Genomic DNA, 13048 nt, shown 5'->3' with positions numbered 1-13048 from the left:
GATACAAACCGCGGGCCGTTTCGAGCGGAAGTCTAACAGAAAAAAACCCGGCAGGTTAATGCCGGGTTTTCACAGACACAGACATGACATCAGGCTGGCTGGCCAGCGGCCTCCTCCCGGGCCCGTCGACGCAACTGACCAAACGCCAGAAGCCCAAGCAGAGCCAGCGCGGGAATGAACATCAGCTCCTTGGGCGGGCGTTCGAGGTGAACCTGCACAGCGTCGATGGTCCAGCCAAACTGGATACCGGCATCCTCTGCAGGGCTACCGAACCCGACGAAGTCGACGGCCATCTTTTCGCCATCCGGGCTGAGCTCCAGCCCCGCGTCCATCAGACGCTGCTCAGGCGAATCGCCAGCCGGAATCTCGAGCCTTACGTAAGTGGTCACCTCGTCGCCGTCGATTGTCATTCCGGATGCCTTCAGCACAATGGGCTTGTCAGCGGGCACATCCTCGACGTACTCCATGATCTGCGCACCCGGCTGATCCTCTGTTGGCGGGTAGATCATGTCCCACCAAAAACCCGGCCGGAACATGGTAAAGGTAATCAACAGCAACAGCAGTGATTCCCACTTGTAGCTCTTGGTAAACCAGAAGCCCTGAGTGGCCGCGGAAAAGACCAACATGGCGGTTACCGCGCTGAAGATCGTTACCAGCAGATCGAACCAGCCCGTCAGACCAATCAACAACAACTGCGTGTTGAAGATGAACATAAACGGAAGGATCGCTGTCCGGATATCGTAGGTAAAGCCCTGAATACCCGTTCGTATGGGATCAGCTCCGGATATGGCGGCGGCGGCATAAGCCGCCAACCCCACGGGCGGCGTGTCATCCGCCAGAATGCCGAAGTAGAAAACAAACAGATGGACGGCGATCAGGGGCACGATCAGGCCGTTCTGGGCCCCCAGAGTGACAATTACCGGTGCCATCAGGGTGGATACAACAATATAGTTGGCAGTGGTTGGCAGGCCCATGCCCAATATCAGGCTGATGATTGCCGTAAAGATAAGCATCAACAGCAGGTTACCGCCCGACAAGAACTCGACAAACTCGGTCATCACCAGGCCGATACCGGTCAGGGTGACCGTGCCCACCACGATACCGGCGGTGGCAGTTGCCACGCCGATACCCACCATGTTCCTGGCACCGGTGGCGAGCGAGTGCGCCAGATCGAACACACCGTCCTTGAATTCACCGAGGAAATTACCGTGCTTGTAGAAAAAGGCCTTCAACGGTCGCTGTGTCACGACGATGAAAATCATGAACAGCGTGGCCCAGAACGCCGACAACTGCGGTGAAAAACGCTCAACAGTCAGGCACCACACGAGCACCACAACGGGGAGAAGGAAGTACAGACCGGTCTTTACCGTCGGACCAACAGGCGGCAATTCGCCCATGTCCTTTTCCGGATCGTCTTCCTCGAGCTCAGGGAATCGGGTGGCGTAGCCAACCAGACCAACATAGATCAGTACAAGCAGCGGGGCCAATACCCACATCGCCGCCTCGCCGAAAAGCGTCTTGGTCCAGCCGACCCCGTAATAAACCGCCAGGGTCAGGACACTCAGGCCAATCAGGATAACGACCCAGTTCAACAGGCGCTGGGCAAGGGTTGGCTTGTTGAGGCGCTCAATGCCCTGCATGTTGAGCTTGCAGGCTTCCAGATGGACGATATAGATCAGCGCCACGTAGGAAATCATCGCCGGCAGAATCGCGTGCTTGATCACTTCCAGATAGGAGATACCAACGTACTCGACCATCAGAAAGGCGGCAGCGCCCATGATGGGCGGCGTGAGCTGGCCATTGGTGGATGCGGCAACTTCTACAGCACCGGCCTTGGTCGCCGGAAAGCCGACTCGCTTCATCAGTGGAATAGTGAACGTGCCGGTTGTGACAACGTTCGCGATGGACGAACCGGAAATAACGCCGCTCAGACCGCTGGAGACCACGGCGGCTTTGGCAGGGCCACCTCGCATATGCCCCAACATGGCGTAGGCAACTTTTATAAAATAGTTACCGGCACCCGCCCGCTCAAGCAACGCACCAAAAAGCACAAACAGGAAAACGAAGCTGGTGGAAACCCCAAGTGCAACACCAAACACGCCTTCGGTGCCCAGCCACTGGTGAGACGCCAGTTTACTGAGGCTCACGCCTTTATGGGCAATCACATCCGGCATGTAGGGGCCGGCAATCGAGTATGTGATGAAGACCGCAGCAACGATAGTCAGCGGGAGCCCGAGCGACCTACGCGTTGCTTCCAGCAAAAGCACGAGGCCGATAAGCGCAACCCACAAATCCTGAGTGATTGGCGCGCCGGGTCGCGTTGAAAGCTCTTCGTAAAAAACGTAGAGGTATGAGGCGCAGAAAGCAGCAACAAGCGCCAGAATCCAGTCGTAGATGGGGACGATATTTACATGCCGCCCCTTGATCATCGGGAAGGCAGAAAATGCCAGGAAAACAGCAAACGCAAGATGGATTGAGCGCGCTTCCGTGGAATTAAAGATTGCGAAATTGAAGATATAGGGCAGCGGTGACGCAATCCAGAGCTGAAACAGTGACCACACCAGGGGAACGATAAAGAGAATAACCGCAGCGTATCCACTGGTCGCCCTGCCCCCGGTTTCAGTCTGCAGGATCTGGTCTACATTACTGCTACCACCAGCACCAGCTCCGTTAGCCGGATCGCTCGTCGCCATAAATTAGTCCCGTACGTAAAAATCAATCTCTGAAAGGGCGTCACAGCGGGCTTGAGCCCGCTGTGACGGAGTGCAGGCAGATCAGTCGATCAGACCAGCTTCCTTGTAGTACTTGGCAGCACCCGGGTGCAGAGGCGCACTCAGGGCATCAGAGACCATCTCTTCCTTGTTCAGGTTGGCAAACGCAGGATGCAGGCGCTTGAAGCTGTCGAAGTTCTCGAAAACAGCCTTCACAACCGCGTAGACAACGTCATCGGGCACATCAGTGGATGACACGAAGGTTGCCGCAACGCCGAAGGTGGTAACGTCATCGTCACTGCCACGATACATACCACCAGGGATGACTGCCTTACGATAGTACGGGTTCTCGTCGATCAGCTTCTGTGTGGCAGCGTTATCAACGTTGACCAGGACACTGTCACAGGAAGTGGTCGCTTCCTTGATGGCACCAGAGGGGTGGCCAACCGTGTAGAAGAAGGCATCAATGTTACCGTCACACAGGGCCTGGGACTGCTCCGCGGCCTTGATTTCGGCAGCCAGGGAGAACTTGTCCAGCGTCCAGCCCATCTCATCCATCAAAACCTCGGCGGTGGCGCGCTGGCCAGAGCCCGGGTTACCAACGGATACCCGCTTGCCTTCCAGGTCTTCAAAGGTCTTGATGCCCGAGCCCTTGCTGGCAACAACGGTGAACGGTTCCGGATGCAGGGAAAACACCGCCCGAAGGTCCTTGTTCGCGCCATCGTCCTTGAACTGGCTGGTGCCGTTGTACGCGTGGTACTGCCAGTCGGACTGGGCTACGGCCAGATCGAGTTCGCCCTGGCGAATCGCATTCAGGTTGTATACGGAACCACCGGTACTCTCAACGGAACAGCGGATTCCATGCTCTTTGCGGTCCATGTTCACCAGACGACAGATCGCACCGCCGGCCGGATAGTAAACACCGGTTACACCGCCGGTGCCGATGGTCACGAAGCGCTGCTCCTGCGCGGAAACAGAGGTTGAAGCAGCACCCAGGCTGACTGCGGCAGCGACAGCAAATGCGGAGGCTTTCAGTTTCAGTGTCATGTGAGTTCTTCCTTTTTCTGCTCGTTGTAATTAGATGACCGCCGGTAGGGCGGGCAAGACATACGGTCACGGTAAAACATAGACCACTTCACGTCATAAATAAAGCACGGATTAGCTCGCTAACCGGTTGACCAGACAACAAAAAAGCCCGCAGTGCGGGCTTTTTTGCAGGTCGGTACGAATGTTATTTCGCAGCTCGGGCCTTGGCAAGCATCTGATCCGGCCGCAGAAGGAACCGGGCCAAAGCCGGCAACAGCCAGATAGCCCCCACCATATTCCAGAGGAACATGAAGAACAGGAGGAAGCCCATGTCAGCCTGGAACTTGATCGGAGAGAATATCCAGGTCACAACGCCCAGACCCAGGGTCACGCCAGTAAACATAACGGCCTTGCCCGTCGAGCGCAGGGTTTCATAGTACGCGTCCTGAAGGGTCTTGCCTTCCAGCAGGTATTTCTCCAGCTTGCTGTAGATATAGATGCCGTAGTCGACACCGATACCAACCCCCAGGGCAATCACCGGCAGGGTGGCCACTTTAATACCGATGCCAGATACCGCCATGATTGCCTCACACAGGACCGAAGTCAGCCCCAGAGGTATCACGATACACAGCACCGCACGGATCGAGCGGAAGGTCACGAAGCACAGCAAACTCACCACTCCGTAGACAAGGATCAGCATCTTGTCCTTGGCAGCAGAGATTACTTCGTTGGTCGCGGACTCCACACCCGCGTTACCGGCCGCCAGAAGGAACCTGTGTTCCTCAGTGCTGTTGTTCTGGGCGAACTCTTCCACCCGATCAACAACGGTCTCCAGCGTTTCCGCCTTGTGATCCTCGAGGAAGACAAGGACAGGCGTCAGACTGCAGTCGGTATTGATCAGCCCCGCAGGAGCCTCACGAATGGACGCATTGATGATCGTCTGGTTACGGGAGATCTCGAACCACTTCCAGTTACCCTCGTTCAATGCCTTGGTGACCATCTTGGAAACATCGGCCAGAGAAACAGATGACTGCACGCCCGGCGTGTTCTGAAGCTCCCACTGCAGGGAATCCATGGCACGCAGCACGTTGTACTGGGTGCACTGCTCTTCCGGCGTTTTAACCATCACCACCAATACGTCTGCACTGGTTGAGTAGTTGTTGATGATGTAGGCGTTGTCTTTGTTGTAACGGGAATCCGCTCGCAACTCAGGTGCGCCCTGGTCGAGGTCACCAATCTTGAGGTTTTGCTTGTAGTAGAGACCAAGCCCAAGGCCAATCACAGCGATCAGCAACGAGATCGGTGCCACACCGGGATGGGAGAAGTAGGACAGCACTCGCCACTTCCGGTCCTGCTTCTCACCGTGGTTCTGGACATGGCGGATGCCACCTTTGGAAATCCCGATGTAAGACATGATCAGCACATGCAGAACGAGGTTGGTGAGGATAACAAACGCCACACCAATACCCGCAGCCACCGCCAGATCGCGGATTACATCGATCTCTATAAAGAACAGAGTCAGGAAACCGAAGGCGTCAGAGATCAGAGCCAGCATGCCAGGTATGTAGAGTGCCCGGAACGCCAGACGGGCTGCGGTCACTGCGTCAAAGCCCTTGGCCGCTTCCACAGCCATGGCATTTACAATCTGCACACCGTGACTGATGCCGATGGCGAACACCAGGAACGGCACCAGAACCGAGTAAGGGTCCAGGCCATAGCCCAGGAGCCGAAGCGTGCCCAGTTGCAGGAACACGGCGATGATCGACGTGAATACGGGAACCAGGGTTCCGGTAATGGAGCGGGAGTACCAGAACAGCAACAGCGTGGTCAGGAGAATGGTGATCCCCGCAAACCATGCGATGGAGCCAATGCCCTCGATCAGATCGCCCACCTTCTTGGCGAAGCCGACGATGTGAATCTTGATGTTCGGGTTCTGCTCTTCGTATTTCTCGCGGATTTTTTCCTCAAGCTGACGGGAAAAATCACCGTAATCCAGAGCCTCACCGGTTTCGGGATTCTTTTCGTAGAGCGGCGCGTAAACGATCGTCGAATTAAAGTTGTCAGAGATCAGGCGCCCCACTTCGTTCGAACGCAGAACGTTCTGACGAAGTTGTTCTAGGCTTTCCCGGGAGCCGTCATAGCCGTCCGGTATGACAGTACCGCCCTGGAAACCCTGCTCGGTAACCTCAACCCACCGGACGTTCGACGTCCAGAGAGATTTCAGGCCGGAGCGATCCACACCGTTGAGATAGAAAACCTCGTCAGTGATCTGCTTGAGGGTTTCCATGTACTCCTGGGTAAAAATATCGCCCTCTTTTGACTCAACGGCGATACGAACGAAGTTACCGAGATTCTCCAGATCGTCCCGGTGATCAAGCATATTTACGATGTACGGGTGCTCGAGCGGAATCATGCGCTCGAAACTGGCATCGGGCTGAATCTTGACGGCGTTGTACCCGAGGAACATCGTCAAAATGGCGAAGGCAATGAGAATAACTGCCCGATTGTTGAAAATCAGCCTCTCGAGAAAGGGTTCCGCCTTGGGCGTCGTCAGGTAGTGCTCGCCCTTGTCATGCTTAGGGTTGGACATTCAAAAGCCCCTCTATTGTTCGTTCGGTTGTTGCCACATCAGGGCGTTATTGAAGGTTTCTGCCACGGGCGTCTGTAATCTTTACGCCACCTTCGCCGACAATCAGCAGGTCTGTTCCTGAGATAGGCACCGCACTCATGACGCCTTCCCGATCACTACGGAAATGCTCTCGGAAGGTTTCGGCACCATTGGTACTCATCAGGACGGCACCGCCGTTACCCACCAGGGTGATGCGACCATCATCGGCAACCACGCCGTCGTTGAGTGTCGCACCCGCTGAGTTGGGAACCATCCGCCAGCTCTTGCCGAGATCCGAGGAAAACAGCATATTCCCCCGCAGGCCAAACGCGAGAATCTCGTTCACCTGACCTGTACCGATCACACCGAACAGGGAGCCTTCATAGGGTGCCTCGCGGCGCTCAAACGTCTCTCCACCGTCAACGGAAACATGTATCTGGCCGGCCTCACCGACAACAACGAGGGCGCCACCCGTGATGCGGGTGATGCCGTTCAGGTGAAAGTTCTGCCGGTTATTAATTCTTGGCGCCCAGTCTTTCCAGGTCTCACCACCGTCCATCGTGCGCAGGAACATGCCGTAGGCGCCAACCACAAAACCGCGGTTCTCGTTTTCAAACCAGACATCCAGCAGCGGGTTGACCGGACCAATATCCATATCCGCCTGAATGTTCTCAAGGGCAAAGTAAAGGTCATCCAGCGCCCACTCGAGATCTTCTTTTTCCTCTTCGGGCGCTTCTTCGATGCGCTCTTCCATGGCGGCAATCTGCTCTTCCCGGCTCTCGATGGCCAGTTCCATGGCCCGGATACCATCAATCTGAAGGCTCCAGGTTGCCCCGGCATCACTGGTATGCAAAACAACGCCGCTGTGGCCCACTGCCCAGCCATGGGTGTCGGAGCCAAAATCGATCGCTGTCAGGGTCACAGAAACAGGAACTTCACCCTGAACCCAGCTTTTCCCCTCATCGTCCGAATAGATGATATGGCCGCGCTCTCCCACAGCCACAATGCGATCCCCAACCCGGGTCGCATCGGTGAGAAGATTGTCCGGGGCCAGATCCGTCGGCCGGGCCGGGGTTTCGATGATATCTGCAAGCGCAAACGCTGCAGGGGCAGACCAGACCATGGAAAGTCCAAGGCAGGCAGCGCCCAGAGTCTTGCACATCAACCTTTTAGCCATTCAGATTGCCTATTATGTTGTATTGAACTGTGTCTCTGACCGGCAAAGCCGGGAATAACTGTGAACATACCGGCAACCTTACGATTGCCGGTATGTCGGGTCGCCACTTCCTGTGGGCGGGGGGACGCATCCCTCAGCCAACAGCGCGTTAGCGAACACTCCTGCGGCGCAGGGAGGCCGGCGAGAAGTAACGCTTGTTCGGGACCTCGTCGGTGAACACGCGGGTATTCGGCTCTTCCGTATCCAGACCGAGCACATGATAACGACGGGCCTGAAGGTCATGATAGACGTCAAGAACCGTCCACACACCCGGAAGTTCATAATAATTTTTGGGCAGGCCCATGGTTACCCGCCAGAGTTCGCCACGACCGTCGTACTGATCCAGCAGAACGGTGTTCCAGCTATCCTCGTCAATATAGAACCGACGTTTGCCGTAGATATGGCGCTCCCCGTCTTTCAGCGTGGCTTCAACCACATGAACGCGGTGAAGCTCCCAGCGGGTGAGGTCCGGGTTCAGGTGTGAGATACCCAGGATTTCCTCGTAAGGAAGACCTTTTTCACCAATCCGGTAGTTGTTGTAGGGGATGTAGATCTCCCGCTTGCCCTCGTAATTCCAGTTGTAACGGTCCAGAGCCCCGTTGAAGATATCGGTATCATCTGCAGTACGAAGGTTGTCTGCCGCTGCAATCGGCGAATCGTAACCAAGGTTTGGCGCCCGTCGAACGCGACGCTGCCCGGCGTTATAACCCCAGCCATTCCGCGGATTGATGATCTGGTTCAGGGTTTCGTGGATCAGGATGGCACCACCGGCCAGACGGGGTGGTGATTGGGTAAACGACAGGTAGTAGAAGATTACGTTATCCAGATCTTCTTCACCGCCTTCCGGGTTGTAGTAATTGAAGAAGGCTTCCTGCTGGGAGGTAACCAGCGAATAGTCACCGTTGGTCTGGACCGCCACCTCACTGGAGCGCCGGGTTACAGACACACCGCGCCAGCGTGTCAGATGATTCCACACCGCCTGCCAGGCTTTCTGCTCGTCATTGCCATGCAGAATCGGGAACGGGTAGCCGCCAAACGCGCCATCCAGGCCTTCGCCCTGCCCAACAATTTCTGCGTTCACAGCGTTTTCGCGAGTATTCTCAGCCACCCAATCGGGAACCGCATGGGTACGACGGGACTGATAAACGGGCACCCGGAACGTTGTCGGGTAGGTTTCCAGCAACGCCTTCACACCATCAGTGAGGTACTCCCCGTACTGATCCATGTTGGCAGGCGTGATGGTAAACAGGACTTCATCATCCGGAAAAGGATTGATGTGGTGCTGGCCGCTTCCCTCATAGCCGGGAGGCGGCTCTGTCAAGCCTCCGGTCCAGGCCGGAATGGTTCCGGCGCTGTTGCCGGCCTTGGGCGAACCAAAGGGTGTCAACTCCTGACCCAGACGGGCCGCTTCACTTGCTGAAACAGCCGCCCACGCAGGCGCTGATGCCACGGAGAGAGCCAAGAGGCCGCCGAGAATCGCATTTTTGTTATACATCATTGTGAAACCTTAAGTGCGTCTGGAAGCCTCTTTGGAGGCTTTTTTATTGTCGTCTGATGGAATTACAGACCTTATTCCAGATTAACCGATCCCAGACTAAAGTCTATCGACCGAAAGTGCGATTTTGTATCTGACTTCAATCGGCAAGGCTCTTGTGCACTACCTCGTAGACATCCCGGGACAATCCGGCTTTGTCCCGGATACGCTCCAGGGCCGATTTCATGCGGTCGCTGTACGAGGGTGCAAACTTTCTCCAACGGGTCAGTGGCGTTACCAGACGCGCGGCAATCTGCGGATTGCTGTCGTCCAGGCGGCACACCTGGTCGGCAAGGAACTGGTAACCGGATCCGTCCGGATTATGGAAAGCTGCCAGATTCTGGCCCGCAAACGCGCCAACCACAGACCGGATCTTGTTGGGGTTTTTCCAGTCGAACGCCGGATGCTCCAGAAGCTTGTGGATATCGGAGAGCTGCCCGGCCTGATCACTCGCCGCCTGGACGGAGAACCATTGCTCAACAACCTGGGGGTCGTCCTGGAACCGATTGTAAAAGTCGTCCAGCGCCTCCTGGCGATCAGACTCAAAGCCTGAATTGACCAGTGCTCGCAAGGCACCCATGCGATCGGTCATATTGTCAGCGGCGTTCAACTGACTGACAGCCAGACTCCGACCTTCCTCATCATCAATCATCAGCAGCCAGGCCAGCGCGGTGTTGCGCAGGCTACGGCGGGCAATAGCTTCCGGTGTCACCTCGTAAGGGCCACTGCCCTGATGCCGTTGGTAACAGCCCAGCAACTCGCCTTTCAGGGCACCCGCCAGATGCCGCAGCACGGCCTCGCGAGCACGATGGATAGCCGGCACATCGGCCTTGTCTGTCAGTTCAATCAGGTAGGCTTCAGATGGCAGCTGCAGCATTTTCGCAACCAGTGCCTGGTCAAGATCGGCGTCGGAAATCAGCTTGCGATAGGCCTCAACCAGTCTCGGGTCAATCTCGGCATCATCGGGCGCATTAACCAGCGATTGAATAACATCGACCGCCAGTCTCTGACCCGCATCCCAACGATTGAACCCGTCCGGATCATGGCTCATCAGGAAGAGCAGCTGTTCTCGGCTCCAGTTGTAGCGAACCCGAACCGGCGCGGAGAAGTGCCGCAAAAGTGATGGCACGGGTCTGGATTCGACGCCATGGAATTCGAACGTGTGGACGGCTTCGGTCAGCTCAAGCACCCGCTCCGTCGGCGCACCCGAATCTCCGGATTCAAGCTGCAACGGCAGGGGCTGGCCATCCTGCCCAAGCAGACCCAGCGCAAACGGGATGTGCTGGGGCTTTTTGTTGGTCTGGCCCGGGGTATCCGGAATGCTTTGCTCAATGGTCAGGCGGTACACGCCTGTCTCCGCGTCAAAATCGTCCGAAATGGCCAACACCGGCGTGCCGGCCTGTTCGTACCACAGGCGGAACTGACTCAGATCCCGACCGGAGGCATCCTCCATGGCTTTTACAAAATCATCGGTTGTGACGGCCTGGCCATCGTGGCGCTCGAAATACAGGTCACTGCCCTTGCGGAACATGTCCGGACCCAGCAGGGTATGGATCATGCGTACGACCTCTGCACCTTTCTCATAAATGGTCAGGGTGTAGAAGTTGGAGATTTCCATGTAGGAAGCCGGCCGCACCGGATGCGACATCGGGCCTCCGTCTTCAGCAAACTGGGCGGTACGCAGCAGCGTGACATCCTCAATCCGCTTCACAGTCGGCGAACCCATGTCTGCCGAGAACTGGGAATCCCGGAAAACGGTAAAGCCCTCTTTCAGGCTGAGCTGGAACCAGTCGCGGCAGGTGACCCGGTTACCTGACCAGTTGTGGAAATATTCGTGGGCGACGATGGCCTCAATGCGCTGGAACGCCAAGTCCGTAGCGGTTTCCTGGCTGGCCAGAACACAGGACGAGTTGAAGATGTTGAGCCCCTTGTTCTCCATGGCGCCCATGTTGAAGTCGTCTACCGCCACAATCATGAAAATATCGAGGTCGTATTCACGACCATAGACTTCCTCATCCCAGCGCATGGAACGCTTCAGCGAGTCCATGGCGTGATCGCATTTCTCGGCGTTGCGGGGCTCCACATACATGCGCAGATCGATGTCGCGGCCAGAGCACGTGGAAAATGTGTCCCGTTTCTCAACCAGATCTCCGGCCACCAGGGCGAAGAGGTAACAGGGCTTGGGGAACGGATCTTCCCAGGTAACAAAATGACGGCCGTTTTCCAGCTCGCCTTTTTCAACGTCATTACCATTGGAGAGGAGAACCGGATAGGCGTCCTTGTTGGCTTCTATGCGAGTGCGGAAACGCGCCATCACGTCCGGGCGGTCCGGGAAGAATGTGATGCAGCGGAACCCTTCAGCCTCGCACTGGGTGCAGAACATGCCCGAGGACTTGTAAAGCCCTTCCAGACGGGTATTGTTCTGCGGCTCGATCCAGGTGACGACCGTCAAAGTGAACTGTTCCGGCACCGAGCGAACCACCAATTGATCGCCCCGATCTTCATAATCACCCGCGGCCAGCGCAGCGCCGTTCAGAGCGACGGATTCGAGAGTCAGGCTGTCACCATCGAGCTCCAGAGGCGCCGCCGTCTCATCCGATTCTGGGTTCCGGCGGAGTTCGAGGGTGCTGTGCACCCGCGCTCCATCCTCAAAAAGCTCAAATCGCAGGTCTACAGTGTCGACCAGATAGGCAGGTACCTTGTAATCGCTCAGATAAATGGTTTGTGGCTGGCTGGTACGCATGGGTTTTCTCCAGAATTCGCGGCCGGCGGGCACTGGCATACAGTACCCACAGGCATGACAAGATTTGCCGGGAAAGGCGCTATCAGCCTTCCATGACCCGGAAGCGGACTTCATAACCGGTGAACTTCCGAATATTGATCACACCGGTATCCAGAATAAGGTACTGCCCCTTGATGCCCTCAAGTACGCCCTCGACTTCCGGCGATTTGTCGAGGTTATGGGTTTTGATCTTGGCTGGCCAGACCTGGACAGGATAGCTCAGGCCAAGCCCCTGCTCGTCAACTTCCCGAATGGAGTCCTGACCGTGGGCCTGCCTGAGCGACTCAAGGTCGTCGGATATCAGCCCAAGCATCCGCTGCCGCTCATCCACCAGATCGAGTTCCGGGACATCGCCCTTGAGCATGGCCCGCCAGTTGGTCCGATCGGCGACGTGAGCCTTACAGGCAACTTCCACAAGGCCTGCGAGGTATCGCGTTGCAACGCGCACCATCGGGATAGCGTCAACAGCCCCCTGGTCAATCCACCGTGTTGGCACCTGGGACGCCCGGGTAATACCAACCTTGAGACCCGACGAGTTCGCAAGGTACACCACATGCTCCACCATGCAATGGGTTTCACCCCACTCGGGCTCACGGCAGGTACCAAGATGATAGTGGCACTTCTCCGGACTCATGATGCAGCTGTCACAAGCGGCAAGCTTGCGGAAACAGGGGTAACAAAAGCCCTGATTAAAGCTTTTGTTGGTTTTCCTGTCGCAATGAATACAGCGAATCACGCCATCAAAATCCAGGCGCAAAGGCCTGCCGATCAGATCATTCAGAGGAATGCGGGTATCGCCAACGGCAATGGAGTAGGCCACCGGGTTTCCGGCCTCCGCCGGCATTTTCCGGAGCCGGCCGGTGACATCAATCAGTTCGCTCAAGACTTGACCTCGACAAACTGGCTGGGGTCCATATCGTCTTTATCCTGCTTGCGCTGCACCGAAGGATCGCAGGCGGTACCGGCTTTGCTGCCCCGATCCAGGTAGCCAGTGCGCTCTTCTTCAGGAATGTTGTGAAGGTTCTCGTAGTAGATCACCGCTTCCAGGCTGATTTCACGCTGTTCGGGCGTCAGTTTTCGGCCATCAGGCCATTTGCCGAGTTCAATTGACTGCCGGAGGCTCCGGTAGACATTGGGATCCAGTCGCTCGATCAGTTCTTCGTAAGTCATC

Annotated in this window: 8 protein-coding genes; all 8 read right to left on the bottom strand. The window is 56.5% G+C overall.

Going from position 1 to position 13048, the window contains the following annotated elements; translation table 11 throughout:
* Nucleotides 1-89: 89 nt before the first annotated feature.
* The 8 genes from HP15_RS05340 to HP15_RS05305 all read right to left on the bottom strand — a co-directional run bounded on the left by HP15_RS05340 (nt 90) and on the right by HP15_RS05305 (nt 13047).
* The gene (locus tag HP15_RS05340) at nt 90-2693 is read right to left on the bottom strand and encodes a TRAP transporter permease (protein ID WP_014576539.1); all 2604 of its coding nucleotides are present in this window, start codon (nt 2691-2693) and stop codon (nt 90-92) included.
* 81 nt (nt 2694-2774) lie between these two features.
* Nucleotides 2775-3758 carry a TAXI family TRAP transporter solute-binding subunit gene (locus HP15_RS05335; RefSeq protein WP_008170494.1) on the bottom strand — a complete coding sequence of 328 codons (984 nt, stop codon included), beginning with the start codon at nt 3756-3758 and terminating at the stop codon, nt 2775-2777.
* A 184-nt stretch (nt 3759-3942) separates the two neighbouring features.
* Nucleotides 3943-6327: an efflux RND transporter permease subunit gene (locus HP15_RS05330; protein ID WP_014576538.1), complete on the bottom strand. Its 2385-nt coding sequence runs from the start codon at nt 6325-6327 to the stop codon at nt 3943-3945.
* Nucleotides 6328-6373: 46 nt separating this feature from the next.
* Nucleotides 6374-7522 (bottom strand): WD40/YVTN/BNR-like repeat-containing protein, encoded by a 1149-nt coding sequence (locus HP15_RS05325; RefSeq protein ID WP_227499706.1) that lies wholly within the window; start codon nt 7520-7522, stop codon nt 6374-6376.
* A gap of 148 nt (nt 7523-7670) precedes the next feature.
* A complete protein-coding gene (locus HP15_RS05320) occupies nt 7671-9059 on the bottom strand; it encodes a DUF1329 domain-containing protein (RefSeq protein ID WP_014576536.1) in 1389 nt (462 codons plus the stop codon).
* Nucleotides 9060-9195: 136 nt separating this feature from the next.
* A complete protein-coding gene (gene pepN / locus HP15_RS05315) occupies nt 9196-11838 on the bottom strand; it encodes an aminopeptidase N (protein ID WP_014576535.1) in 2643 nt (880 codons plus the stop codon).
* 82 nt (nt 11839-11920) lie between these two features.
* Nucleotides 11921-12760: a DUF2797 domain-containing protein gene (locus tag HP15_RS05310; RefSeq protein WP_008170503.1), complete on the bottom strand. Its 840-nt coding sequence runs from the start codon at nt 12758-12760 to the stop codon at nt 11921-11923.
* Nucleotides 12757-13047, bottom strand: a complete 291-nt coding sequence (locus HP15_RS05305) for a YeaC family protein (protein ID WP_008170505.1) — start codon at nt 13045-13047, stop codon at nt 12757-12759. The genes HP15_RS05310 and HP15_RS05305 overlap by 4 nt, the downstream gene beginning before the upstream one ends.
* Between the last annotated feature and the right edge of the window lies 1 nt (nt 13048).

Origin of the sequence: Marinobacter adhaerens HP15 (assembly GCF_000166295.1) — a bacterium.
GTDB classification, from domain to species: Bacteria; Pseudomonadota; Gammaproteobacteria; order Pseudomonadales; family Oleiphilaceae; genus Marinobacter; species Marinobacter adhaerens.
Note: the sequence above shows the minus strand (reverse complement) of the source record. Positions and strands in the feature narration are given on the sequence as shown.